Raw genomic sequence first — 26,550 nt, 5'->3', positions numbered from 1 at the left:
GCGCCGCGACATCCCCCTTGATGGGCCGACGACGTCCCCCGCTGCACACTTAGTTGATGAGGACGGTTCACGTGTCGCTCACCCCACCCTTCTCGAGGTTCGGTACCGTTCCGGCTGTCCAGGGCATGTACGACCCTGCCGCCGAGCGGGACGCCTGCGGCCTCGCGATGGTCGCCACCCTGCGCGGTACCGCCGGGCACGACATCATCACGGCGGCGCTCGACGCGCTCCGGAACCTCGAGCACCGCGGTGCGGTCGGCTCCGACGCCGGAACGGGTGACGGCGCGGGCATCGTGACGCAGATTCCCGATGCCTTCCTGCGTGCGGTGACCACGTTCTCCCTGCCGGCAGTGGGCAGCTACGCCGTCGGCAACGCGTTCCTTCCCGTCGACCCCACGTCGCGCAGCCGGGTCAAGCAGGCGCTGGTCGAGCTCGCAGCATCCGAAGGCCTCGCGGTCATCGGATGGCGGGAGGTGCCCGTGCGTCCCGATGAGCTGGGCACGCTCGCCCGTGCGGCCATGCCGGTCGTGCAGCAGCTCTTCGTGCAGGCCGTGGCGACGTCGTCGAACGGCGCAACGGTGTCGGGCATCGAACTCGACCGGCTCACGTTCCGGCTGCGCAAGCGTGCCGAACGAGAGCTCGAGCTGTACTTCGCCTCGCTCTCCAGCCGCACCATCGTCTACAAGGGCATGGTCACGACGCTGCAGCTCGAGCCGTTCTACCCCGATCTCTCCGACGAGCGCTTCGCGTCGAAGCTCGCACTCGTGCACTCGCGGTACTCGACGAACACGTTCCCGTCGTGGCCGCTCGCGCAGCCGTTCCGCATGATCGCGCACAACGGCGAGATCAACACCATCCAGGGCAACCGCAACTGGATGCGTGCGCGACAGTCGCAGCTCGAGTCCGAGCTGCTCGGCGATCTCGCACCCATCCTGCCGATCGTCACGCCCGGTGCGAGCGACTCGGCCTCGTTCGACGAGGTCGTCGAGCTGCTCACACTCGCCGGTCGGAGCCTCCCGCACGCCGTCATGATGATGGTTCCCGAGGCGTGGGAGAACCAGAGCGAGATCGACCCAGAGCGACGTGCGTTCTACGAGTACCACTCGATGCTCATGGAGCCGTGGGACGGCCCCGCGGCGATCGTCTTCACCGACGGCACCCTCGTCGGCGCGACCCTCGACCGCAACGGGCTCCGCCCCGGCCGTTACGTCGTGACCGACGACGGCCTCGTCGTGCTCGCGAGCGAGATCGGCGTGCTCGACATCGAGCAGAGCCGCATCGTGCGCAAGGGGCGGCTCCAGCCGGGCCGCATGTTCCTCGTCGACACCGAGGCGGGCCGCCTCATCGAAGACGACGAGATCAAGGCGGAGCTCGCGGCATCCGAGCCATGGGGCGAGTGGCTCGAGCAGGGCCGCATCCAACTGGCCGATCTGCCCGAGCGCGAGCACATCGTGCACCCGCCGGCCTCGGTCAACCGTCGCCAGCGCACCTTCGGCTACACCGAGGAGGAGCTGAAGATCCTGCTCGCGCCCATGGCTCGCGCCGGGCAGGAGCCGCTCGGCGCCATGGGCTCCGACACGCCGATCGCCGTGCTGTCGAAGCGCCCGCGGCTGCTGTTCGACTACTTCACCCAGCAGTTCGCCCAGGTCACCAACCCCCCGCTCGATTCGATCCGCGAATCGGTCGTCACCTCGCTCGGCACCTCGCTCGGCCCCGAACGCAACCTGCTCGACGCCGGGCCCGAGCACGCGCGCCAGGTCTCGCTGACGTTCCCCGTGATCGACAACGACGAGCTCGCGAAGATCGTGCACATCGATCCGACGCCGGGGCGCCGCACCACCGTCACCGTGCGGGGCCTCTACCGCTTCGACGATGGCGCCGACGCCCTGCGCAACCGCCTCACGGCGATCTGCGCCGAGGTCGACGAGGCGATCGAGGCCGGCGCGGCGTTCATCGTGCTGAGCGACCGCGATTCCAACAAGGACCTCGCGCCCATCCCGTCGCTCCTCATGCTCTCCGCGGTGCACCACCACCTCATCCGCTCCGAGAACCGCATGAAGGTCGCCCTCATCGTCGAAGCCGGCGATGTGCGCGAAGTGCATCACATCGCGCTGCTCGTCGGCTACGGGGCATCCGCCGTGAACCCGTATCTCGCGATGGAGACGTGCGAAGACCTCGTGCGCTCCGGAGTGATCACGGGCATCACGCCTGAAGCGGCCGTGCACAACGTCATCAAGGCGCTCGGCAAGGGCGTGCTCAAGATCATGTCGAAGATGGGCATCTCGACGATCTCGTCGTACGCCGGTGCGCAGGCCTTCGAGGCGATCGGCCTCGCACAGACGTTCATCGACGAGTTCTTCACCGGCACGACGTCGAAGCTCGGTGGTGTCGGCATCGACGTGATCGCGGCCGAGAACCTCGAACGCCACACGCAGGCCTACCCGCAAGACGTCGCAGTGCGCGCTCACGAGCGCTTGGGCACCGGCGGCGAGTACCAGTGGCGCCGCGACGGTTCGCCTCACCTCTTCAACCCCGAGACCGTGTTCCGACTGCAGCACTCCACGAGGAACCGTCGCTACGACGTGTTCCGCGAGTACACCGCGCTCGTCGACTCGCAAGCCGAAGAACTCATGACGCTCCGCGGCATGTTCGCCCTGCGCACCGGCACCCGCCCGGCAGTGCCGATCGACGAGGTCGAATCGGTCGAGTCGATCGTGAAGCGCTTCTCGACCGGCGCGATGAGCTACGGCTCGATCTCGAAGGAGGCGCACGAGTCGCTCGCGATCGCCATGAACCGGTTGGGCGCGAAGTCCAACACCGGTGAGGGCGGCGAAGACCTCGACCGGCTGCTCGACCCCGAGCGTCGCAGCGCGATCAAGCAGGTCGCCTCGGGCCGATTCGGCGTCACGAGCATGTACCTCACGCACGCCGACGACATCCAGATCAAGCTCGCACAGGGTGCCAAGCCCGGCGAGGGCGGTCAGTTGCCGCCGACGAAGGTGTACCCGTGGGTCGCCCGCACCCGGCACGCGACTGCGGGCGTCGGCCTCATCTCCCCGCCGCCGCATCACGACATCTACTCGATCGAAGACCTGAAGCAGCTCATCTTCGACCTGAAGCGGGCCAACCCGAAGGCCCGCGTGCACGTGAAGCTCGTGAGCCAGTCGGGCATCGGCGCGGTCGCCGCCGGCACGGCCAAGGCCCTCGCCGACGTCATCCTCGTCTCTGGCCACGACGGCGGCACCGGAGCGAGTCCGTTGAACTCGCTCAAGCACGCGGGCACGCCGTGGGAGCTCGGCCTCGCCGAGACCCAGCAGACGCTCATGCTGAACGGCATGCGCGACCGCGTCGTCGTGCAGGTCGACGGACAGCTGAAGACCGGCCGCGACGTCGTGATCGGCGCGCTGCTGGGTGCCGAGGAGTTCGGTTTCGCCACGGCGCCGCTCGTCGTGCAGGGGTGCGTCATGATGCGCGTCTGCCACCTCGACACCTGCCCGGTGGGCGTCGCCACGCAGAACCCGGAGCTGCGCAAGCGCTTCACCGGCGAACCCGAGTTCGTCGTCAACTTCTTCGAGTTCATCGCGCAGGAGGTGCGCGAGTACCTCGCGGCGCTCGGCTACCGCTCGATCGACGAGATCGTCGGCCGGCGCGAGCTGCTCGACATCGACCGTGCCCTCCACCACTGGAAGGCATCGGGACTCGATCTGACTCCGGTGCTCGTCGGACCCGACTTCTCCGAGGCCGAGCCGCGCCGAAATGCGCGCGGCCAGGACCACGAGCTCGACGAGCACTTCGACAACGAGCTCATCCGCCGCAGCAAGCTCGTGCTGGAACAGGGCGGCAGCATCGAGATCGCCTTGCCGATCCGCAACACCGAGCGGGCGGTCGGCACCATGCTCGGCCACCAGGTCACGGTGCGCCGCGGCGAGCACGGATTGCCCGCGGGCTCGATCGACGTCACCCTGACCGGGTCGGCCGGCCAGTCGCTCGGCGCGTTCCTGCCGAGCGGCATCACGCTTCGGCTCGAGGGCGACTCGAACGACTACGTCGGCAAGGGGCTCTCGGGCGGGCAGATCGTGGTTCGCCCGCCGCGCGACAGCGGCTTCGTCGCCGAAGGCAATGTGATCGCCGGCAACGTCATCGGCTATGGCGCGACGCAGGGCAGCATGTTCATCCGCGGCATCGTGGGCGAGCGGTTCCTCGTGCGCAACTCGGGCGCGACCGCGGTCGTCGAGGGCGTGGGCGATCACGCACTCGAGTACATGACCGGAGGACTCGCGCTCATTCTCGGGGAGACCGGGCGAAACCTCGGCGCCGGCATGTCGGGCGGCACCGCCTACGTGCTGGGCCTGCGCGAGGGCCGGGTGAACCGGGAATCGCTCACGACCGGCGAACTCCAGCTGCTCCCACTCGGCAGCGCCGACCGCGAGATCGTGCGCGACCTGCTCGAACAGCACGTCGCGAACACCGATTCCGCGGTCGCTGCGGCACTCCTCGCGGCCGGCGACGACGCGTTCGACCGTTTCACCAAGGTGCTGCCGCGTGACTACGCCGCAGTGCTCCGCACCCGCCAGAGCGCCGTCGACGAGGGGCTCGACCCCGACGGCGACGTGGTCTGGACTCGTATTCTCGAGGTGACGAATGGCTGACCCCAAGGGCTTTCTGAAGGTGACCGAGCGCGAGCTGCCCAAGCGGCGGCCCGTTCCGGTGCGGATCATGGACTTCAAGGAGGTCTACGAACAGGGCGACCCCGCGCAGCTCCGCCGTCAGGCCGGCCGGTGCATGGACTGCGGCATCCCGTTCTGCCACCAGGGCTGCCCACTCGGCAACCTCATCCCCGAATGGAACGACCTCATGTACCGCGGCGAAGGCCGAGCGGCGGCGGAACGCCTCCACGCCACGAACAACTTCCCCGAGTTCACCGGGCGACTGTGCCCGGCGCCGTGCGAATCGGCGTGCGTGCTCGGCATCAACCAGCCGGCCGTGACCATCAAGCAGGTCGAGGTCTCGATCATCGACCAGGCCTTCGGCAACGGCTGGGTGCAGCCGCAGCCGCCCGGACGCCTGACGGGCAAGACCGTCGCGGTGGTGGGCTCCGGCCCGGCCGGCCTCGCCGCGGCGCAGCAGCTCACGCGGGCCGGTCACACGGTGGCCGTCTTCGAGCGCGACGACCGCATCGGCGGGCTGCTGCGATACGGCATCCCCGACTTCAAGATGGAGAAGAAGCACCTCGACCAGCGACTCGCGCAGATGACCGCCGAGGGCACCCGCTTCCGTGCCGGCGTGAACATCGGCGTCGACCTCACGTGGGGCCAACTCCGCGAGCGCTACGACGCCGTCGTCATCGCCACCGGTGCGATCGTGCCCCGGGACCTGCCCATTCCCGGCCGCGACCTTCCCGGCGTGCACTTCGCCATGGACTACCTGACCCAGTCGAACCGCCACCTCGCCGGTGACCAGGTGTTCGACCAGATCACGGCCGAGGGCAAGCACGTCGTCGTCCTCGGTGGCGGCGACACCGGCGCAGACTGCATCGGCACGGCCCACCGCCAGGGTGCGCTGTCGGTCACGAACCTGGCGATCGGCAAGGAGCCGAGCGCGAACCGGCCCGAACACCAGCCGTGGCCGATGCACCCGACGCTGTTCGAGGTGCAGAGTGCGCACGAAGAGGGCGGCAACCGTCAGTTCCTCGCCTCGACGGTGGAGTTCCTCGCGAACGAGGCCGGCGAGGTGCGCGCCATCCGCGTCGCAGAGACCGAGTACCTCGCAGGCCGTCGAGTGCCGAAGGCCGGCACCGAACGGGAGATCCCCGCAGACCTCGTGCTGCTCGCGCTCGGATTCACCGGACCCGAGACCGACTCGCTCGACGAGCAGCTGCAACTGCCGGTCACCGACCGCGGCAACCTCGCTCGCGAGGCCGACTACGCAACGGCTCACCAGGGCGTCTTCGTCGCCGGTGACGCCGGCCGCGGCCAGTCGCTCATCGTCTGGGCGATCGCCGAAGGACGTGCCGCGGCATCCGCCGTCGACCGCTACCTTGAAGGCGAGACACTGCTGCCAGCGCCGATCCCATCGACTGCGCACGCGTTCTCCATTTGACCCATGGCGCGCCGAGCGGCGCGCTTCGACCACCACGCAAGCGCTGAGGCGCGGAAAATCGGGAGCACACACCACATGAGACGAGCGAAGATCGTCGCCACCCTCGGGCCGGCGACATCGAGCTACGAACAGATCCGGGCGATCATCGATGCTGGCATCGACGTCGCACGGATGAACCTCAGTCACGGAAGCTACGACGTGCACGAGGGCGTCTACCAGAACGTGCGGAAGGCGGCCAACGACTCCGGTCGTGCGATCGCCGTGCTCGTCGACCTGCAAGGGCCGAAGATCCGGCTCGGCAAGTTCGCCGACGGCCCCCACGAGCTCGCTGAAGGCGACATCTTCAAGATCACGACCGAAGACGTCGTGGGCACGAAGGAGCTCGTCAGCACGACCTTCAAGGGCCTGCCCGACGACGTGAAGCCGGGCGACTTCCTGCTGATCGACGACGGAAAGGTGCGCGTCGAGGTCGTCGAGACCGACGGCACGGTCGTCACCACCCGCGTCATCGTCGCCGGTCCGGTGTCGAACAACAAGGGCATCAACCTGCCGGGCGTCGCGGTGAACGTGCCTGCCCTCTCGGCGAAGGACGAGGCCGACCTGCGCTGGGGCCTCGAGCTCGGCGCCGACCTCATCGCGCTCTCCTTCGTGCGCAACGCCTCCGACATCACCCGCGTGCACGAGATCATGGACGAAGTGGGCCGCCGGGTGCCGGTCGTCGCGAAGATCGAGAAGCCCCAGGCGGTCGACGCGCTCGAAGAGATCACCGAGGCCTTCGACGCGATCATGGTCGCGCGCGGCGACCTCGGCGTCGAGCTTCCCCTCGAGGCGGTGCCGATCGTGCAGAAGCGCGCGGTCGAGATCGCCCGTCGTCTCGCCAAGCCCGTGATCGTCGCGACGCAGATGCTCGAGTCGATGATCCACAGCCCGGTGCCGACCCGTGCCGAGACCTCGGATGTCGCGAACGCCGTGCTCGACGGTGCGGACGCCGTCATGCTCTCGGGCGAGACGAGCGTCGGGGAGTACCCCGTCATCACCGTGCAGACGATGGCGCGGATCGTGGAGTCGACCGAGCAGCACGGGCTCGACCGCATCGCGCCGCTCGGTACCAAGCCCCGCACGCAGGCCGGTGCGATCACGGCAGCAGCCGTCGAGGTCGCCGACTTCGTCGAGGCGAAATACCTGTGCGTCTTCACCGAGTCGGGGGAGTCGGTGCGCCGCATGACGCGCCTCCGCTCCAAGATCCCGATCATCGCGTTCACGCCCGACCCCGCGATCCGTCGTCGTCTGGCGCTCAACTGGGGCGTCGAGTCGTACGTCGTCGCCCGAGTCACACACACCGACCAGATGGTCGGCCAGGTCGACGAGGTGCTCGTCACGACCGGCAAGGCCGAGAACGGCGAGAAGGTCATCATCATCTCGGGTTCCCCTCCCGGAATCCCCGGCACCACGAACGACGTGCGCGTGCACGTCGTCGGCGAGGTGCTCTAGCCGTCAGCTCGTGAGGGAGCCGGTCCGTTCGGGCCGGCTCCTTCTGCGTGCGTGGCGGCATGCATGCACCGGATGCCGCGGCATCCGGTGCCGGCACCCTCATGATCGATCGCGTGTCCTTCGCCGCGCCGTTCGGGCCGCTGGGAGTCATCGCCGAGCTCGTGATCGGCCCGTATCTGCACCGTCTCATCGAGCGCCGCAACGAATACCTCGCCGCATCGTCGCCCGAGTGAGGTCGCGAACAGGCGAACTGGTGCCGGTGGTGGGGGTCGAACCCACACGCCCTTTCGGGCAAAGCATTTTGAGTGCTCCGCGTCTGCCATTCCGCCACACCGGCCAGAGGCCTCGCCCAGAATACCGTAGGCTTTGGTGCGTGACAGACACGGAATCAACCCAGCCGGCACCGCGCCGCGTGGTCGTGGCGGAAGATGAGTCGCTCATCCGCCTCGACATCGTCGAGATCTTGCGCGACAACGGCTTCGAGGTCGTCGGTGAAGCAGGTGACGGCGAGACCGCAGTGGCACTCGCCACCGAGCTTCGGCCCGATCTCGTCATCATGGACGTCAAGATGCCCCAGCTCGACGGCATCTCGGCGGCCGAGCGACTCTCGAAGGGGCACATCGCCCCGGTCGTGCTCCTCACGGCGTTCAGCCAGAAGGAGCTCGTCGAGCGCGCCAGCGAGGCGGGCGCACTGGCCTACGTCGTGAAGCCGTTCACGCCCAACGACCTGCTGCCCGCGATCGAGATCGCCCTGGCCCGGCACGCGCAGATCATCGCGCTCGAGGCCGAGGTCGGCGACCTCGTCGAGCGCTTCGAGACCCGCAAGCTCGTCGATCGGGCGAAGGGCCTCCTCAACGAGAAGATGGGCCTGTCGGAGCCCGAGGCGTTCCGCTGGATCCAGAAGGCGTCGATGGACCGACGCCTCACCATGAAAGACGTTTCGCAGGCGATCATCGAACAGCTCGCGGCGAAGAAGTAAGAACAGCTCTCAGAAACGGCGGATGCCGCGGCGACACGTGTCGCCGCGGCATCCGCCGTTTCCCGTCGCGGAATGCGCGCCTGCACGGACTCGATCGGACCGCCCGCGGGGGTCGTGCCCGCCCTCGAAACGGGCCGTCGGGGAGTGTGGTCGGCCGCTTGTAGTCTTGGGGGGTGTCGGACGCAGAAAAGCCCACCCTCCTCGTCGTCGACGGCCATTCGTTGGCCTTCCGGGCCTTCTACGCCCTCCCGGTCGACAGCTTCACCACCCGTGACGGACAGCACACGAACGCCATCCACGGCTTCCTGTCGATGCTGCTCCTGCTCCTGCAGAACGAGAAGCCGACGCACATCGCCGTCGCGTTCGACATCTCGCGCTTCTCGTTCCGCACGCGGGAGTACCCCGAGTACAAGGGCACCCGCGGTGAGACGCCGGTCGAGTTCAAGGGGCAGGTGCCGCTGCTGCAAGACGCCCTGAAGGCGATGGGCGTGCGCACCCTCGAGAAAGAGGACTACGAGGCCGACGACATCCTCGCGACGCTCGCGGCGCGTGGGCGGGCAGAGGGCTACCGGGTGCTGCTCGTCTCGGGCGACCGCGACACCATTCAGCTCGTCAACGACGACGTCACGCTGCTCTACCCGAACACGCAGGGCGTCTCGCAGTTGAAGCGATACGACACGGCGGCGGTCATGGAACGCTACGGCATCCGGCCCGAGCAGTACCCCGATGTCGCGGCGCTCGTCGGCGAATCGAGCGACAACCTCATCGGCATCACGAAGGTCGGAGAGAAGACCGCGGTCAAGTGGCTCGGTCTCTACGGCGACCTCGACGGCATCCTCGAGCACGCCGACGAGATCAAGGGCGTCGTCGGGCAGAACCTGCGCGACGAGAAAGAGAACGCGATTCGCAACCGTCGGCTCAACCGGCTGGTCGACGACGTCGAACTCGACGTGTCGCTCGACGAGCTCGCTGCGAAGCCGATCGACATCGAGGCCGTGCAGCCGCTCTTCGAGCGACTCGAGTTCCGCACGCTTTTCGAACGCATGAAGAAGATCGCCGCGGGCGAGGCGAATGGCAGCGCGAGCCCCTCCAGCACCCCGGCGGTCGCGGCGGCACCGGCGGAGGATGCGTCTCCCGCGCCCGTCGCGCCGGCCTCGCGCCGATTGCTCGACGAAGAACTCGCCGCTTGGCTCGAACGCGCCGTCGCCGCCGAACCGGCCGGGCTCGGGCTCAGCCTCGAAGTGCTCGACGGCCGTGTGATCGGCGCCGGCATCGCGACCGCAGACGAGACCGTGCACCTGTCGTGGCAGTCCGGGCGTTCCGACTACGCGCCGTTCGAGGCGTGGCTCGCGAGCGATGCACCGAAGATCATGACCGACGCGAAGCCGCAGCTGAAGGCGCTCATGCGTTCGGGGCTCGCCTTCGACGGGCTCGTCGTCGACACCCTCGTCGCCGGGTGGCTCGTACGGCCGATCCTCGCCGAGAAGACGCTCGCCGACCTCGTCGAGCGATACCTCGGCGAGAACGTTCCCCAGGCCGACCCCGCCCAACTCGTGCCCGAAGAAGGCGCCGACGCGGGTGCACCCGAGTACGCCTGGTACACCCTTCGGCTCGCACCCGTCGTGCTCCGGGCGCTTCCCGAGACCTCACGGCAGCTGCTCGCCGACATCGAGATGCCGCTCGTGCGTGTGCTCGCGGCGATGGAGCTGCGCGGGGTGAGCGTCGACCACACCGAGCTCGCGGCACTCTCGGCGGAACTCGGTGCGCGGGCCGCGGGCCTGGCCGAGGCGGCCTTCGCCGAGATCGGGCGCGAGGTCAACCTCGGTTCGCCCAAGCAGCTGCAGGAGGTGTTGTTCGACCAGCTCGGCATGCCGAAGACGCGGGCGACGAAGACGGGCTACACGACCGATGCGAGCGCGCTGGCAGATCTCCAGGAGTCGAACCCGCACCCGTTCCTCGGCTACCTGCTCGAGCACCGCGACGCCACGAAGCTGCGCCAGATCGTCGAGTCCCTCGACAAGTCGATCGCCGACGACGGCCGCATCCACACGAGCTACGGCCAGATCGGCGCCGCGACCGGTCGCATGTCGTCGAACGATCCGAACCTGCAGAACATCCCGATCCGCACCGAAGACGGCCGACGCATCCGCAAGGCGTTCCGGCACGGTACGGAGTACACCGAGCTGCTCACGGCCGACTACTCGCAGATCGAGATGCGCATCATGGCGCACCTCTCGGGTGACCCAGGGCTCATCGAGGCGTTCAACGCGGGTGAAGACCTGCACCGCTTCGTCGGCGCGCGCGTGTTCTCCGTCGACCCGGGCGACGTCACCCCGGTGATGCGCACCAAGGTGAAGGCGATGTCGTACGGCCTCGCCTACGGACTCAGCGCGTTCGGGCTCTCGAAGCAGCTCCGCATCGATCGCGCCGAGGCGACGCAGCTCATGAAGGAGTACTTCGAGCGCTTCGGAGCCGTGCGCGACTACCTGCGCAGCGTCGTCGAGCAGGCCAAGATCGACGGATACACCGAGACGATCTTCGGCCGGCGGCGTCCGTTCCCAGACCTCAACAGCCCGAACCGGGTGCACCGCGAGAACGCCGAGCGCGCGGCACTGAACTCGCCCATCCAGGGCTCGGCCGCCGACATCATCAAGATCGCGATGTCGCGGGTCGAGGTCGATCTCGCCGAGCGCGGACTCGGCAGTCGCATGCTGCTGACCGTGCACGACGAGCTCATCTTCGAGGTCGCCGAGGGTGAGTCCGAGGTGCTCGAAGAGGTCGTGCGCGACCGCATGGCGCACGCCGCCGAGCTCCTCGTGCCGCTCGACGTGCAGATCGGGCGCGGCGCCAACTGGGAAGACGCGGCGCACTAGGCTCGCTGCATGGCATCGAGTGAGCGCACCCCGACCGACGTCGATCGCATCGCAGAGGGGTGGGTCGACACGCTCGTCGAGCTGAACCCAGGGGTGGGCACCTACATCGGGCGCACGACGCACGACGACCGCCTCGCCGACTACTCGCCCGCAGGTCACGAGCGCAGCATCTCCGCCACCCGCGAGACGCTCACCGCACTTCGCTCGGCGACGCCCGTCGACGATGTCGACCGCATCACCGTCGCCGACCTCGGCAGCGAGCTCGAACTCGAGCTCGAGCGGCACGACGCCGGCCTGCACCTGCGTGACCTGAACGTCATCGCGAGCCCCGCGCAAGACATCCGAGAGGTGTTCGACCTCATGCCCACCGACGCGCCCGAGGAGTGGGAGCGCATCGCGACTCGCCTCGAGGCGGTGTCGTCAGCCGTCGACGGCTACGTCGAAACGCTGCGTGCGGGCATCGGGCAGGGCATCGTTCCCGCGGTCCGCCAGGTGCGAGCGGTGGCCGCGCAGGCTCGGCGCATCGCGAAGCCCGACGGCTTCTTCGCGACGTTCGCCGGCTCTGCACGGGCGGGCGAAGCCGAACTCCCCGGCTCGCTGACACGCCACCTCGGCGCTGGCGCGGGCGCTGCGGCGTCCGCCTACGGGCGTCTCGCCGAGTTCCTCGAAACCGAACTCCAGCCGGTCGCCGGCGAGCACGACGGGGTCGGTCGCGAGATCTACGCCCTGCAATCGCGTCACTTCCTCGGTGCCGAGATCGACCTCGACGAGACCTACGAGTGGGGCATCGAGGAACTCGCCCGCATGGTCGCCGAGCAGGAGTCGATCGCGAACGAGATCCTGCCCGGGGCATCCGTCGCCGAGGCCATCGCCTTCCTCGACGACGACCCGTCTCGCAAGCTGCACGGCACCGATGCGCTGCAGCGCTGGATGCAGGAGACGAGCGACCGGGCGGTCGCCGAGCTCGCCGGCACCCAGTTCGACATCCCGGCCGAGATCCGCACGCTCGAGTGCATGATCGCGCCGACGCAGGAGGGCGGCATCTACTACACGGGCCCGAGCGACGACTTCTCGCGCCCGGGTCGCATGTGGTGGTCGGTGCCCGAGGGCGTGACCGAGTTCGACACCTGGCGCGAGCTCACGACCGTGTACCACGAGGGCGTGCCGGGGCACCACCTGCAGATCGGCCAGGCCGTCGTGAACCGCGGCCAGCTGAACACGTGGCGACGACAGCTCGCCGGCACGTCCGGCCACGCCGAGGGCTGGGCGCTGTACGCCGAGCGGCTCATGCAGGGCCTCGGGTACCTCGACGACCCCGCCGACCGGCTCGGCATGCTCGACGGCCAGCGCATGCGCGCCGCCCGCGTCGTGCTCGACATCGGCGTGCACCTCGGCAAGCAGCGGCCCGACGGCGAGGGCGCCTGGACGGGCGAGTACGCCTTCGAGTTCCTCGGCCGGAACGTCAACATGAACGAGGGGTTCGTGCGCTTCGAGGTGAATCGCTACCTCGGCTGGCCCGGCCAGGCGCCGTCGTACAAGGTCGGCCAGCGCATGTGGGAGCAGCTGCGCGACGAGGTGGCGCGCCGTGAGGGCGCGGCGTTCGACATCCGCCAGTTCCACCGCCGGTCGCTCGCACTCGGCGGCGTGGGGCTCGACACGCTGCGCTCGGCGCTGCTCGCCTGACGCCTGAACTGGAGAAGGCGGAGCCGGTGCGAACGACGACGCAGGAGCAATGACGGGCCCGGTTGCTGCCGGGGGAGTGCTTCCGTTAGGATGGATCGTCACTCGTGTGACATCCCTGTCCGCATGCCCATCGCGGAACCAACACAACGCTCTACCGCGCGATGGGCTCGATTTTGTCCTTTACGGAGCATTCACTACATGACAACCGCAACGACCAAGGCACCCAAGCAGGTCGCGATCAACGACATCGGATCTGCTGACGATTTCCTCGCCGCGGTCGAGAAGACTTTGAAGTTCTTCAACGACGGCGACCTCATCGAGGGCACCGTCGTGAAGATCGACCGCGACGAGGTGCTCCTCGACGTCGGCTACAAGACCGAGGGCGTCATCCCCTCGCGTGAGCTTTCGATCAAGCACGATGTCGACCCCAGCGAGGTCGTCGGCGTCGGCGACACCGTCGAGGCCCTCGTCCTCCAGAAGGAAGACAAAGAAGGCCGCCTCATCCTGTCGAAGAAGCGGGCTCAGTACGAGCGTGCCTGGGGCGACGTGGAGAAGATCAAGGAAGCCGATGGCGTCGTGACCGGTTCGGTCATCGAGGTCGTCAAGGGCGGCCTGATCGTCGACATCGGCCTGCGCGGCTTCCTCCCGGCGTCGCTCATCGAGCTCCGCCGCGTGCGCGACCTCACGCCGTACCTCGGCCAGGAGATCGAGGCGAAGATCCTCGAGCTCGACAAGAACCGCAACAACGTCGTGCTCTCGCGCCGCGCGCTCCTCGAGCAGACGCAGTCCGAGTCGCGTTCGACGTTCCTCGCGAACCTCCACCCGGGCCAGATCCGCAAGGGCGTCATCTCGTCGATCGTCAACTTCGGTGCGTTCGTCGACCTCGGTGGCGTCGACGGTCTCGTCCACGTCTCCGAGCTCTCGTGGAAGCACATCGAGCACGCCAGCGAGGTCGTCGAGGTCGGCCAGGAGGTCACCGTCGAGGTGCTCTCCGTCGAGCTCGACCGCGAGCGCGTCTCGCTGTCGCTCAAGGCGACGCAGGAGGACCCGTGGCAGGTCTTCGCCCGTACCCACGCGATCGGTCAGGTCGCCCCGGGTAAGGTCACGAAGCTCGTTCCGTTCGGTGCGTTCGTTCGCGTCGCCGACGGCATCGAGGGCCTCGTCCACATCTCCGAGCTCTCCGGCAAGCACGTCGAGCTCGCAGAGCAGGTCGTGTCGGTCGGCGAAGAGGTCTTCGTCAAGGTCATCGACATCGACCTCGAGCGTCGCCGCATCTCGCTCTCGCTGAAGCAGGCGAACGAGGGCGTCGACCCCGAGGGCACCGAGTTCGACCCGGCGCTCTACGGCATGCTCACCGAGTACGACGAGCAGGGCAACTACAAGTACCCCGAGGGCTTCGACTCCGAGACCAACGAGTGGCGCGAGGGCTTCGAGGCCCAGCGCGAGAAGTGGGAGCAGGACTACGCTGCCGCCCAGGCTCGTTGGGAGGCCCACAAGAAGCAGGTCGCCGCGGCGAACGCTGCTGCTGTGGCCGACGACTCGTTCACCTCGAGCGCTGCATCGTTCTCGAGCGACTCGGCCGGCGCGGGCACCCTCGCCGACGACGCGTCGCTCGCGGCGCTGCGCGAGAAGCTCTCGAGCAACAACTAGTCGCGATCCGCGATACGGAAGGCCGGTCCCCTCGGGGGGCCGGCCTTCCGGCGTACACGGTGCCCTCGGTGGACGCCGCGCCCGGCGATCGCACGGCTAGAGTGGTGGGCGTGTATCTGATCGGCCTCACGGGCGGCATCGCCTCAGGAAAATCCACTGTCGCGCGCCGGCTCTACGAGCACGGCGCCGTGCACATCGATGCCGACCAGCTCGCTCGTCGTGTGGTCGAGCCTGGCACCCCGGCACTCGCGGCGGTCGTCGAGGAGTTCGGCCCCGACGTGCTTCGCCGTGACGGGTCGCTCGATCGTGCGAAGCTCGGCGAACACGTCTTCGGCAATCCGGTCGCCCTCGAGAAGCTGAACGCGATCGTGCACCCCGCGGTTCGCGAGCTCTCCAACCGGCTCATCGCGAAGGCCGAGCAAGACGACCCCGATGCTGTCGTGGTCTACGACGTGCCCCTGCTCATCGAGGCCGCCGTCGACCACCCCTTCGACCTGATCGTCGTGACCAACGCGCCGCGCCGCACCCAGGTCGAGCGCCTCGTCGAACTTCGCGGCCTCGAGCAGAACCAGGCCGAGGCGCGGGTCGATGCGCAGGTCGACAACACCGCCCGGCTCGCGATCGCCGACGTCGTGATCGACACCGACGGTTCGCTGGCCCATACGATGAGCCAGACCGACGCGCTCTGGCACCGCATCAACGAGGAGCGCCGCTCCCGGGCGTAGTGTCAGCGGGCGCTCGTAGACTGGAGCGCATGCAGGCCACCCGTTCCGTTCGGCCCTTCGAGGTCATCAGCGAGTACACTCCCAGCGGCGATCAGCCCGCGGCCATCGCCGAACTCGCGGGGCGTATCAATGCGGGTGAGACCGACGTCGTGCTGCTCGGCGCCACCGGCACCGGCAAGTCCGCGACGACCGCGTGGCTCATCGAACAGGTGCAGAGGCCGACGCTCGTGCTCGCGCACAACAAGACCCTCGCGGCCCAGCTCGCAAACGAGTTCCGCGAGCTCATGCCCAACAACGCCGTCGAGTACTTCGTGTCGTACTACGACTACTACCAGCCCGAGGCATACGTGCCGCAGACCGATACCTTCATCGAAAAAGACTCCTCGATCAATTCCGAGGTCGAGCGGCTGCGGCACTCGACCACCAACTCGTTGCTGAGCCGTCGCGACGTCGTCGTCGTGTCATCGGTCTCGTGCATCTACGGTCTCGGCACGCCAGAGGAGTACCTCGGCGCGATGATGCCGCTGCAGGTGGGGCAGCGCGTCGATCGCGACTGGCTCATCCGCAAGTTCGTCTCGATGCAGTACCAGCGCAACGACGTCGACTTCTCGCGCGGCAACTTCCGGGTGCGCGGCGACACCATCGAGATCATCCCCATCTACGAAGAGCTTGCGATCCGCATCGAGATGTTCGGCGATGAGATCGAAGCGCTCTACAGCCTGCACCCGCTGACGGGGCAGGTGGTCGCGAAGCTCGACTCGGTGCCGGTCTTCCCAGGGTCCCACTACGTGGCGAGCACCGAGGTGATGCAGCGCGCGATCGGCACCATCCGCATCGAACTCGAAGAGCGACTCGCCGAGCTCGAGCGAGAGGGCAAGCTGCTCGAGGCGCAGCGACTGCGAATGCGCACCACGTTCGACCTCGAGATGATGGAGCAGATCGGATTCTGCTCGGGCATCGAGAACTACTCGCGGCACATCGACGGCCGTCAGGCGGGCGAGGCGCCGCACTGCCTGCTCGACTACTTCGCCGACGATTTCCTCGTGGTCATCGACGAATCGCACGTGACGGTGCCGCAGATCGGTGCGATGTACGAGGGCGACTCCTCTCGCAAGCGCACGCTCGTCGAGCACGGGTTCCGCCTGCCCAGCGCACTCGACAACCGGCCGTTGAAGTGGGACGAGTTCAAGGCCCGTGTCGGGCAGACCGTGTACCTCTCGGCCACGCCCGGGCGCTACGAGATGGGCATCGCCGATGGCGTGGTGGAGCAGATCATCCGGCCCACCGGCCTCGTCGACCCGCACATCGTCGTGAAGCCCTCGAAGGGTCAGATCGACGACCTGCTCGAAGAGATCCGGGCCAGGGCCGAGCGTGACGAGCGAGTGCTCGTCACGACGCTCACGAAGAAGATGGCCGAAGAGCTCACCGACTTCCTCACCGAGGCCGGGGTGCGAGTGAGGTATCTCCACTCCGATGTCGACACGCTGCGTCGCGTCGAGCTGCTGACCGAACTCCGAGCCGGCGTCTACGACGTCCTCGTCGGAATCAACCTCCTCAGAGAAGGTCTCGACCTGCCCGAGGTGTCGCTCGTCGCGATCCTCGACGCCGACAAAGAGGGGTTCCTCCGGTCGTCGACCTCGCTCATCCAGACCATCGGCCGAGCCGCGCGAAACGTCTCCGGCGAGGTGCACATGTACGCCGACGTCCTCACCGACTCGATGAAATCGGCGATCGACGAGACGACGCGGCGCCGTGATCGCCAGATCGAGTACAACCGCGTCAACGGCATCGACCCGCAGCCGCTCCGCAAGCGCATCGCCGACATCACCGACGTGCTCGCGCGCGAAGAAGCAGATACGGCCGCGCTCCTCGCGGGCCGCGACGCGAAGAAGAAGACGTCAGTACCGAACCTCCGCCGCGAGGGCATCGCAGCGGCCGGTGCGAACGATCTCGAAGACCTCATCCGCGATCTCAACGACCAGATGCTGGTCGCGGCCGGCGAGCTCAAGTTCGAGCTCGCCGGGCGCCTGCGCGACGAGGTATCAGACCTGAAACGGGAGCTCCGGCAGATGGAGAAGGCTGGGCACCTCGGTTGAACGATCGGTATGCCGCTCGCCCGAAACGGCAGGTGAGTCGGCGGTTCCGCGTCGCAGGCTCAGCGCTGCTCGAGGCCGGGTTGCTTCGCTCGTTCGAACGTATGTTCGCTCAGAGCACGTGCAGTCGAGGCATCCATGTCGGTGGTGCTCTCTAAACTCGAAGGGTGCCAGTTTCACGTCTCGATGCCCATTCGCACCTGAGTGTTCGCGGTGCCCGCGTGCACAACCTGCAGAACGTCGACGTCGAGATTCCGCGCGACGCGATGGTCGTGTTCACGGGTCTGTCGGGCTCCGGCAAGTCATCGCTCGCCTTCGATACGATCTTCGCCGAGGGGCAGCGACGGTACGTCGAGTCGCTCTCGGCCTACGCCCGGCAGTTCCTCGGCCAGGTCGACCGACCCGACGTCGACTTCATCGAGGGGCTGAGCCCGGCGGTGTCGATCGACCAGAAGTCCACCAACCGCAACCCGCGCTCGACCGTCGGCACGATCACCGAGATCTACGACTACATGCGCCTGCTCTGGGCGCGCATCGGCGTGCCGCACTGCCCGGTGTGCGGCGAGCGCATCCAGCGCCAGACGGTGCAGCAGATCGCCGACCAGCTCATGGAGCTGCCCGAGGGCACTCGCTACCAAGTGGTGAGCCCGGTCGTGTCGAAGAAGAAGGGCGAGTTCGTCGACCTCTTCCGCGATCTCGCCGCGCAGGGGTACTCGCGGGCGGTCGTCGACGGCGACGTCATCCGGCTCGACGAACCGCCGAAGCTGAAGAAGCAGGTCAAGCACGACATCTCGGTCGTCATCGACCGGCTCGTCGCCGGCCCCGAACTGCTCGGGCGCCTCACCGACTCCCTCGAGACGGCGCTGCGCCTGACCGATGGGCTCGTGCAGGTCAACTATGTCGACGAGACCGGCCCGGCCGCGTGGGCGACCTTCTCCGAGAAGCTCTCGTGCCCGAACCAGCACCCGATCCAGCTCACCGAGATCGAGCCGCGAACCTTCTCGTTCAACGCGCCGTTCGGAGCCTGTCCCGAGTGCTCGGGCCTCGGCACCCGCATGTCGGTCGACGATTCGCTGCTGCTCGGCGATCAGAGTCTCAGCATCGCCGAAGGCGTGATCCTGCCGTGGACGTCGCAGGGCAAGAGCCTCTACAACTACTACGAGAAGCTCCTCGGCGGCCTCGCCCGCGACCTCGACTTCTCGCTCGACACCCCGTGGGAGGAGCTCGACGACGTCGCCCGACAGGCGGTGCTTCGCGGCGACAACTTCGAGGTCAAGGTGAAATGGCGCAACCGGTACGGCCGCGAGATGAGCTACACCTCGGGCTTCGAGGGCGTGGTGCCCTACATCGAGCGCCAGTACCTCCAGGCCGAGACCGATGTGCAGCGGGCCCGCTGGTCGGAGTACCTGCGCGAGGTGCCGTGCCCGGTCTGCGACGGCAAGCGGCTGAAGCCCGAGGTGCTCTCGGTGCTCATCCACGACGCGAGCATCGCCGATGTCGGGCTCCTGAGCCTCACCGACGCCCGCGCATTCATGGACCGGCTCGAACTGACCGATCGCGAGCAGGCGATCGCGGCGCAGGTGCTGCGAGAGATCAAGCTGCGCCTCGACTTCCTGATCCGCGTCGGCCTCAGCTATCTCGATCTGTCGCGGGCAGCGGCCACTCTCTCCGGGGGAGAAGCGCAGCGCATCCGACTCGCCACCCAGATCGGCTCGGGGCTCACCGGCGTGCTCTACGTGCTCGACGAGCCGAGCATCGGCCTGCACCAGCGCGACAATCGACGCCTCATCGACACGCTTATCGCGCTGCGCGATCTCGGCAACACCCTGATCGTCGTCGAGCACGACGAAGACACCATCCGCACCGCCGACTGGATCGTCGACATCGGCCCGGGCGCGGGGGTCAACGGCGGCACCGTCGTGCACTCCGGCAGCTATGCCGACCTCGTGAAGAACACGCGCTCCCTCACCGGCGACTATCTCTCGGGCCGCAAAGAGATCGCGATGCCCGAGCAGCGGCGCCGCATCGATCCCGAACGCACAATCGTCGTGCAGGGTGCAGAGGCCAACAACCTGCGCGGCGTCGACGTCGAGTTCCCCCTCGGCGTGCTGACCGCAGTGACCGGCGTCAGCGGGTCGGGCAAGTCGTCGCTCGTCAACGACATCCTCTATCGGGTGCTCGCGAACCGCCTCAACGGTGCGCGCAAGGTGCCGGGCAAGCATCGCCGGGTCACGGGACTCGATCAGCTCGACAAGGTCGTGCACGTCGACCAGGCGCCGATCGGGCGCACCCCCCGTTCGAATCCCGCCACGTACACGGGCGTCTTCGATCGCATCCGCAACCTCTTCTCCGAGACGACCGAGGCGAAGGCCCGCGGCTACCTGCCCGGTCGCTTCAGCTTCAACGTCAAGGGCGGGCGCTGCGAGGCATGCTCCGGCGACGGCACGATCAAGATCGAGATGAACTTCCTGCCCGACGTCTACGTCGCGTGCGAGGTCTGCGGCGGCCAGCGGTACAACCGCGAGACCCTGCAGGTGCACTACAAGGGCAAGAACATCGCCGAGGTGCTCGAGATGCCGATCAGCGAGGCGGCCGAGTTCTTCGAACCGATCTCGGCCATCCACCGGTACCTCAAGACACTCGTCGACGTCGGACTCGGCTACGTGCAGCTCGGCCAGAGCGCCACGACCCTGTCGGGTGGCGAGGCGCAGCGGGTGAAGCTCGCGACCGAGCTGCAACGGCGCTCGAACGGCCGCAGCGTCTACGTGCTCGACGAGCCCACGACCGGCCTGCACTTCGAAGACGTGCAGAAGCTGCTCAAGGTGCTCGGCAAGCTCGTCGACAAGGGCAACACGGTCATCGTGATCGAGCACAGCCTCGACGTCATCAAGTCGGCCGACTGGGTCATCGACCTCGGGCCCGAAGGCGGCTCGGGCGGCGGCCAGATCGTGGCGACGGGCACGCCCGAAGAGGTCGCCGCGGTGTCCGAGAGCCACACTGGGTACTTCCTGCGCGACATCCTCGACGCGGCGTCGACGCGCGCTGCGGTCGCCAGCTGAGGCGATGAGCACAGTTCTGTCGAGCACCGAGGGCGTCCCGTATCGCCCGAAGAAGGGCGAGATTCCCACCGCTCCGGGTGTCTACCGCTTCCGTGACGCTGATCGGCGTGTGCTCTACGTCGGCAAGGCGAAGAACCTGCGCGCGCGGCTGTCGAACTACTTCGCTCCGCTGCGCACACTGCACGAACGAACGCGCCGCATGGTCACCACGGCCGCTTCCGTCGAATGGACGGTCGTCGCCAACGAGGTCGAGGCGCTGCAGCTCGAGTTCACCTGGATCAACGAGTTCGATCCGCCGTTCAACGTGCAGTTCAAAGACGACAAGTCCTATCCGTACCTCGCCGTGACACTCGGCGACGAGGCGCCGCGAGCGGTCGTCACCCGCAATCGCAACATTCGCGGCGCTCGGTACTTCGGGCCGTACCCGAAGGTCTGGGCGGTCAACGAGACGCTCGAGATCCTGCTCAAGCTGTTCCCGATCCGCACCTGCAAAGACTCCGACTACCGCCGCGCGATGGCCAGCGGCAAGCCCTGCTTCGCCGGGCAGATCGGGCGCTGCTTCGGTCCGTGCTCGGGCCGCGTGAGCATCGAGGAGCACCGCGAGAACGTCGATCGCTTCGTGTCCTTCATGCAGAATCAAGACCGGCGCATCATCGGTGAACTCACGCAGCGCATGCGGGCGGCCGCGGCCGTGCAGGACTACGAGTCGGCGGCCCGATTGCGAGACCGGTTGCAGGCGGCGACGTCGTTCTTCGAGAAGAGCGCGGTCGTGCTCGGCGAGAAGGTCGACATCGACGTGTTCGGCATCGATCACGACGAACTGGCTGCTGCGGTGCAGCTGTTCATCGTGCGCGGAGGCCGGATCCGCGGTGTCCGCTCGTGGACGGTCGACAAGGAGCTCGATGTGCCGCTCGGCGACCTCGTCGACTCGGTGGTGCAGAACGCCTACGGCGATGGCATCGTCCCGCCCGCCGAGGTCGTCGTTCCCGAACTGCCCGACGACGCCGATGCGGTCGAGACCTGGCTCGGATCGATCGCCGGGCGCAAGGTGCGATTGCGCGCCGCGCAACGCGGCGACAAGGCGGCACTGCTGGCAACGGCGACGCAGAACGCGAAGCAGACGCTCATGCTGTACAAGACGCGGCGCAGCGCCGACTTCACGACACGTTCCCGCGCCCTCGAAGACATCCAGGAGGCGCTCGGCATGGCCGACGCGCCGCTGCGCATCGAGTGCTACGACGTCTCCCATCTCAGCGGCACGAACATCGTCGCGTCGATGGTGGTCTTCGAAGACGGGCTGCCGCGCAAAGACGAGTACCGCCGTTTCACCATTCCGAATTCCACCGACGACACCGACTCGATCCACCAGGTGCTGACGCGACGGCTCGCATACCTGAAGGCGCCCGACTCGATCGGTTCGCCGATCGAGTCGGACCCGGGGTCGATCGGGGTCGGTGCCGCAGACGGCCGTGAACTCGACGCCGCAGTCGGCGGCGCGGCAGCAGGCGTCTCAGCCGAGATCGCGGCGAGCGACGGCGAGACGGATGCCGCGGCATCCGATCGTCGAAAGAGGTTCGCCTACCGTCCGAATCTGCTCGTGGTCGACGGCGGGCAGCCGCAGGTCGCCGCCGCCGCGCGGGCACTCGAGGAGTCGGGTGTCGAGGGCATCTACCTGTGCGGCATCGCCAAGCGCCTCGAAGAGATCTGGACGCCCGACGGCGACTACCCGGTGATCCTGCCCCGCAACAGCGACGCGCTCTTCCTCTTCCAGCGGGTGCGAGACGAGGCGCACCGCTTCGCGATCACCCATCAGCGGCAGCGCCGGAAGCGCGACATCGGCAGTGTGCTGTCCGATATCCCGGGGCTCGGGCCGTCGCGGGTGAAGGAGCTGCTGCGGCATTTCGGCTCCGTGAAGCAGCTGCGCGCGGCATCCGAGACCGACATCGCCGAGGTGAAGGGCATCGGCCCGACGCTTGCGGCGACCGTGCACCGCGCCCTGCACGCGGATGTGGCCCCCGCACCCCGATAGGCTTGGGTGTCGACACGGAAGGGGGCCTCGACATGATGACCGCTGATTCCGAACAGCAGGAGATGCTGATCGTCACGGGCATGTCTGGCGCGGGGCGTTCCACCGTCGGCAATGCGCTCGAAGACCTGGGCTGGTACGTCGTCGACAACCTGCCGCCGCAGATGCTGCGCCCTCTCGTCGAACTCGTCGAACGGGCCGGCACGTCACTGCCGCGCATCGCCGCGATCGTCGACATTCGCGGCGGCGACTTCTTCTCGGAGCTGCGCGAGATCATCCAGGCGCTGCGCACGGGCGTCAACGTTCGCGTCGTCTTCCTCGACGCGACCGACGCCGTGCTCGTTCGGCGGTTCGAGTCGGTGCGACGCCCGCACCCATTGCAGGGCAACGGCACGCTGCTCGACGGCATCGGAGCCGAACGTGGGCGACTCGCCGAGTTGCGCGGAGCGAGCGACATCCTTGTCGACACCTCCGACCTGAACATCCACCAGCTCGCGAACCTCGTCACCGAGACGTTCGCCGAAGCCGGCCATGCCGGGCTTCGCATCACCATGGAGAGCTTCGGTTTCAAGTACGGCGTGCCCTCCGACGCCGACCTCGTGGCCGACGCCAGGTTCCTCCCGAATCCCTTCTGGGTTCCCGAACTCCGCCATCTCACCGGCAACGATGCGGTTGTCGCCGAGTACGTGCTGGGCCAGCCCGGCGCGGTCGAGTTCCTCGATGCGTACGCCAAGGCGCTCGAGCCCGTGCTCGCCGGGTACCAGCGTGAGAACAAACGACATGCCACGATCGCGATCGGATGCACCGGCGGCAAGCACCGCTCCGTCGCCCTGGTGCGCGAGCTGAGCGAGCGCATCGCCGCATTGCCCGGTGTCGTGGTGAGTGTGAAAGACCGGGATCTCGGCCGCGAGTGATCGACGGCCACGCGACAAGATGAGAGATGGGACGACGAAGTGGCACTGACCGCTGACGTGAAAGAGGAACTGGCGCGCGTCGAGGTGTCCAAGACGGGGGTCAGGATCGCTGAGCTCGCATCGATCCTGCGGTTCGCCGGCGGACTGCACATCATCTCGAACCGCATCGCGATCGAAGCGGAGCTCGATTCGCCGACCCTAGTGCGACGGGTGACTCGTGACCTGGCCGAGATCTACGGGGTGCGCCCGGATGTCTCGGTGATCTCGCCGACGGGTATGCGGCGCTCGAACCAATACCTCGTGCGTGTGCTCGACGGGGGAGAGACTCTCGCTCGCCAGACCGGACTGCTCGATGCGCGACGCCGCCCGGTGCGCGGTCTGCCGAACAAGCTCACGACCGGATCCCGCGACGAGGTGGCGGCGATCTGGCGCGGCGCGTTCCTGGCCAAGGGGAGCTTGACCGATCCGGGCCGCTCGGCCGCGCTCGAGGTCACCTGCCCCGGCAATGAGACCGCGATGGCGCTCGTCGGTGCGGCCGGCCGGCTCGGCATCTCGGCGAAGGCGAGAGAGGTGCGCGGCGTGCACCGCGTCGTCATCCGTGACGGGGAGGCGATCAGCGCGATGCTCGCCGTGATGGGGGCCACCGACACGGTGCGCAACTGGGAGGAGCTGCGCCAGCGCCGCGAGGTGCGTGCCACGGCCAATCGCCTCGTGAACTTCGACGACGCGAATCTGCGCCGATCGGCGCAGGCCGCCGTTGCGGCGTGCGCTCGAGTCGAGCGTGCGATGGAACTGCTCGGCGACGGGATCCCCGACCACTTGAAGTACGCGGGTGAGCTTCGGCTCTCGCACCGTGAGGCGAGTCTCGACGAACTCGGCCACTACGCCGACCCGCCGATGACGAAAGACGCGGTCGCAGGCCGTATCCGCCGCCTGCTCGCCATGGCCGACAAGCGCGCCGCCGACCTCGGCGTGCCGGGCACCGAAGCGAGTCTTCCGGCGGATCTCGACGAGGTCTGAGGCGACGGCCCCAGGTCGCCCGTTGGTCCCGCCCGTGACGGCAGGCTCGGTGAACCGGGTTCGCGAGCGCGCTGCGCGTCATGCAGTGTCAACCCCCGTGCACACTTGGCGTGCCTCCGCGCGGCGGGCATAGACTCGGAAGGCAGCCGCGGAACCCCGGGGATACGCCCGGACGCCCCGGCGCATCTGACAAGGAGAAGCAATGGCTGACTACACCCTCCCCGATCTGCCCTACGACTACTCGGCGCTCGCGCCGGCGATCAGCGGCACGATCATGGAGCTGCACCACTCGAAGCACCACCAGGCGTACGTGACGGGCGCGAACACCGCACTCGCCCAGCTCGCCGAGGCCCGTGACTCGGGCAACCTCGCGAACGTCAACAAGCTCGAGAAGGACCTTGCCTTCAACCTCGGCGGCCACGTCAACCACTCGATCTTCTGGACGAACCTCTCGCCCGACGGCGGTGACAAGCCCACCGGTGAGCTGGCCGCGGCGATCGACGACCACTTCGGTTCCTTCGACAAGTTCCAGGCGCACTTCACGGCGACCGCGCTGGGCGTGCAGGGCTCGGGCTGGGCGGTGCTGGCGTGGGACTCCATCGGAGAACGCCTGATCATCGTGCAGTTCTTCGACCAGCAGGGCAACCTGCCCGCCGGCATCGTGCCGCTGCTCATGCTCGACGTCTGGGAGCACGCGTACTACCTCGACTACAAGAACGTGCGCGCCGATTACGTCAAGGCGTTCTGGGGCATCGCGAACTGGGAAAACGTCCAGAAGCGGTTCCAGACGGCGGGTGAGAAGACCTCAGGGCTGCTGCTACTGTCGTAAACGGATGGTGTCCCCGGGCCCATCCGGGGACACTGCCGTCCGACCAGTTCACCAGTGAAAGTGCGCGTTCGCGCCATCGTCAACCAGGAGACATCTGTGTCTGTAAAGATCGGCATCAACGGCTTCGGTCGTATCGGCCGCAACTACTTCCGCGCCGCCCTCGCTCAGGGCGCAGACCTCGAGATCGTCGCCGTGAACGACCTCACCGACAACAAGACGCTCGCCCACCTCCTGAAGTACGACTCCATCACGGGTCGCCTGGACGCCACGGTCGAGTACGACGACGACAACATCATCGTCAACGGCAAGGCCATCAAGGCGTTCGCCGAGCGCGACCCCGCGAACCTGCCCTGGGGCGAGCTCGGCGTCGACATCGTCATCGAATCGACCGGGTTCTTCACGAAGGCCGCCGACGCTCGCAAGCACATCGAGGCCGGCGCCAAGAAGGTGCTGATCTCTGCTCCCGCGACCGATGAAGACGCCACGTTCGTCATGGGCGTCAACGAGCAGGACTACGACCCCGAGCGTCACCACATCATCTCGAACGCCTCGTGCACGACCAACTGCCTGGCACCGCTCGCGAAGGTCTTCAACGACAACTTCGGCATCGAGCGCGGCCTGATGACCACGGTGCACGCGTACACCGCCGACCAGAACCTGCAGGACGGCCCCCACAAAGACTTGCGCCGCGCCCGCGCCGCCGCCGTCAATATCGTGCCGACCTCGACCGGTGCCGCCAAGGCCATCGGCCTGGTGCTGCCCGAGCTCGTCGGCAAGCTCGACGGCTTCGCGTTGCGCGTGCCCGTGCCCACCGGTTCGATCACCGACCTCACGGTCACCTCGTCGCGCCCCGTGACCGTCGACGAGGTCAAGGCCGCGTACAAGGCCGCTGCCGAGGGGCCCATGAAGGGCATCCTGAAGTACACCGAAGACGAGATCGTCTCGAGCGACATCGTCTCCGACCCGCACTCCTCGATCTTCGACGCCGGCCTGCTCCGCGTTCTCGGCGACCAGGTGAAGCTCTCGAGCTGGTACGACAACGAGTGGGGTTACTCCAACCGTCTCGTCGACCTGACCGAGTACGTCGCCGACCGTCTCTGAATCGAGAA

16 protein-coding genes and 1 tRNA gene are annotated in these 26,550 nt (G+C 67.7%); 16 read left to right on the top strand and 1 reads right to left on the bottom strand.

All coding sequences use genetic code 11. From position 1 onward, the window contains the following. Positions 1-56: 56 nt before the first annotated feature. The 4 genes from gltB to DCE93_RS14570 all read left to right on the top strand — a co-directional run bounded on the left by gltB (position 57) and on the right by DCE93_RS14570 (position 7,823). Entirely contained in the window at positions 57-4,649 is a 4,593-nt protein-coding gene (gltB, locus tag DCE93_RS08010; protein ID WP_108595424.1) for a glutamate synthase large subunit, read from the top strand. After that, entirely contained in the window at positions 4,642-6,099 is a 1,458-nt protein-coding gene (locus DCE93_RS08005; protein ID WP_108595423.1) for a glutamate synthase subunit beta, read from the top strand. The genes gltB and DCE93_RS08005 overlap by 8 nt, the downstream gene beginning before the upstream one ends. A gap of 75 nt (positions 6,100-6,174) precedes the next feature. Beyond that, positions 6,175-7,590, top strand: coding sequence for a pyruvate kinase (gene pyk / locus DCE93_RS08000; RefSeq protein ID WP_108595422.1), 1,416 nt, complete (start codon positions 6,175-6,177; stop codon positions 7,588-7,590). Between the two features lie 59 nt (positions 7,591-7,649). Next, the gene (locus DCE93_RS14570) at positions 7,650-7,823 is read left to right on the top strand and encodes an SRPBCC family protein (protein ID WP_168186187.1); all 174 of its coding nucleotides are present in this window, start codon (positions 7,650-7,652) and stop codon (positions 7,821-7,823) included. An 18-nt stretch (positions 7,824-7,841) separates the two neighbouring features. Here DCE93_RS14570 and DCE93_RS07990 read toward each other — a convergent pair. Next, positions 7,842-7,927: transfer RNA gene (locus DCE93_RS07990), tRNA-Leu, on the bottom strand. A gap of 36 nt (positions 7,928-7,963) precedes the next feature. Between DCE93_RS07990 and DCE93_RS07985 the strand changes: the two genes are divergently transcribed. From DCE93_RS07985 to gap, 12 genes are all read left to right on the top strand, one after another. Continuing rightward, positions 7,964-8,569, top strand: coding sequence for an ANTAR domain-containing response regulator (locus DCE93_RS07985; RefSeq protein WP_022892009.1), 606 nt, complete (start codon positions 7,964-7,966; stop codon positions 8,567-8,569). Positions 8,570-8,742: 173 nt separating this feature from the next. Further along, positions 8,743-11,442, top strand: coding sequence for a DNA polymerase I (polA, locus tag DCE93_RS07980; RefSeq protein ID WP_108595420.1), 2,700 nt, complete (start codon positions 8,743-8,745; stop codon positions 11,440-11,442). 9 nt (positions 11,443-11,451) lie between these two features. After that, a complete protein-coding gene (locus DCE93_RS07975; RefSeq protein ID WP_108595419.1) occupies positions 11,452-13,125 on the top strand; it encodes a DUF885 domain-containing protein in 1,674 nt (557 codons plus the stop codon). Between the two features lie 198 nt (positions 13,126-13,323). Next, positions 13,324-14,775 (top strand): 30S ribosomal protein S1, encoded by a 1,452-nt coding sequence (gene rpsA, locus DCE93_RS07970; RefSeq protein ID WP_108595418.1) that lies wholly within the window; start codon positions 13,324-13,326, stop codon positions 14,773-14,775. Positions 14,776-14,885: 110 nt separating this feature from the next. After that, on the top strand, positions 14,886-15,500 hold the full coding sequence (gene coaE, locus DCE93_RS07965) for a dephospho-CoA kinase (RefSeq protein ID WP_108596659.1): 615 nt from the start codon (positions 14,886-14,888) through the stop codon (positions 15,498-15,500). A 29-nt stretch (positions 15,501-15,529) separates the two neighbouring features. Then, positions 15,530-17,596 carry an excinuclease ABC subunit UvrB gene (gene uvrB, locus DCE93_RS07960; RefSeq protein WP_108595417.1) on the top strand — a complete coding sequence of 689 codons (2,067 nt, stop codon included), beginning with the start codon at positions 15,530-15,532 and terminating at the stop codon, positions 17,594-17,596. 164 nt (positions 17,597-17,760) lie between these two features. Continuing rightward, entirely contained in the window at positions 17,761-20,652 is a 2,892-nt protein-coding gene (gene uvrA, locus DCE93_RS07955) for an excinuclease ABC subunit UvrA (RefSeq protein ID WP_108595416.1), read from the top strand. A gap of 4 nt (positions 20,653-20,656) precedes the next feature. Beyond that, positions 20,657-22,681 carry an excinuclease ABC subunit UvrC gene (gene uvrC / locus DCE93_RS07950; RefSeq protein ID WP_108595415.1) on the top strand — a complete coding sequence of 675 codons (2,025 nt, stop codon included), beginning with the start codon at positions 20,657-20,659 and terminating at the stop codon, positions 22,679-22,681. Positions 22,682-22,716: 35 nt separating this feature from the next. Then, the gene (rapZ, locus tag DCE93_RS07945) at positions 22,717-23,592 is read left to right on the top strand and encodes an RNase adapter RapZ (RefSeq protein ID WP_108596658.1); all 876 of its coding nucleotides are present in this window, start codon (positions 22,717-22,719) and stop codon (positions 23,590-23,592) included. Positions 23,593-23,631: 39 nt separating this feature from the next. Continuing rightward, on the top strand, positions 23,632-24,612 hold the full coding sequence (whiA, locus tag DCE93_RS07940; RefSeq protein ID WP_108595414.1) for a DNA-binding protein WhiA: 981 nt from the start codon (positions 23,632-23,634) through the stop codon (positions 24,610-24,612). Positions 24,613-24,814: 202 nt separating this feature from the next. After that, on the top strand, positions 24,815-25,441 hold the full coding sequence (locus tag DCE93_RS07935; protein WP_108595413.1) for a superoxide dismutase: 627 nt from the start codon (positions 24,815-24,817) through the stop codon (positions 25,439-25,441). A 96-nt stretch (positions 25,442-25,537) separates the two neighbouring features. Beyond that, positions 25,538-26,542: a type I glyceraldehyde-3-phosphate dehydrogenase gene (gene gap / locus DCE93_RS07930; protein WP_108596657.1), complete on the top strand. Its 1,005-nt coding sequence runs from the start codon at positions 25,538-25,540 to the stop codon at positions 26,540-26,542. Positions 26,543-26,550: the final 8 nt, after the last annotated feature.

Origin of the sequence: Agromyces badenianii (assembly GCF_003070885.1) — a bacterium.
GTDB classification, from domain to species: Bacteria; Actinomycetota; Actinomycetes; order Actinomycetales; family Microbacteriaceae; genus Agromyces; species Agromyces badenianii.
Note: the sequence above shows the minus strand (reverse complement) of the source record. Positions and strands in the feature narration are given on the sequence as shown.

What these genes read in the sequence shown, in the direction of transcription:
- gltB (WP_108595424.1), top strand. Translation starts at nt 57, where the DNA reads ATGAGGACGGTTCACGTGTCGCTCACCCCACCCTTCTCGAGGTTCGGT.
- DCE93_RS08005 (WP_108595423.1), top strand. Translation starts at nt 4,642, where the DNA reads ATGGCTGACCCCAAGGGCTTTCTGAAGGTGACCGAGCGCGAGCTGCCC.
- pyk (WP_108595422.1), top strand. Translation starts at nt 6,175, where the DNA reads ATGAGACGAGCGAAGATCGTCGCCACCCTCGGGCCGGCGACATCGAGC.
- DCE93_RS14570 (WP_168186187.1), top strand. Translation starts at nt 7,650, where the DNA reads ATGCATGCACCGGATGCCGCGGCATCCGGTGCCGGCACCCTCATGATC.
- DCE93_RS07975 (WP_108595419.1), top strand. Translation starts at nt 11,452, where the DNA reads ATGGCATCGAGTGAGCGCACCCCGACCGACGTCGATCGCATCGCAGAG.
- rpsA (WP_108595418.1), top strand. Translation starts at nt 13,324, where the DNA reads ATGACAACCGCAACGACCAAGGCACCCAAGCAGGTCGCGATCAACGAC.
- uvrB (WP_108595417.1), top strand. Translation starts at nt 15,530, where the DNA reads ATGCAGGCCACCCGTTCCGTTCGGCCCTTCGAGGTCATCAGCGAGTAC.
- uvrC (WP_108595415.1), top strand. Translation starts at nt 20,657, where the DNA reads ATGAGCACAGTTCTGTCGAGCACCGAGGGCGTCCCGTATCGCCCGAAG.
- rapZ (WP_108596658.1), top strand. Translation starts at nt 22,717, where the DNA reads ATGACCGCTGATTCCGAACAGCAGGAGATGCTGATCGTCACGGGCATG.
- DCE93_RS07935 (WP_108595413.1), top strand. Translation starts at nt 24,815, where the DNA reads ATGGCTGACTACACCCTCCCCGATCTGCCCTACGACTACTCGGCGCTC.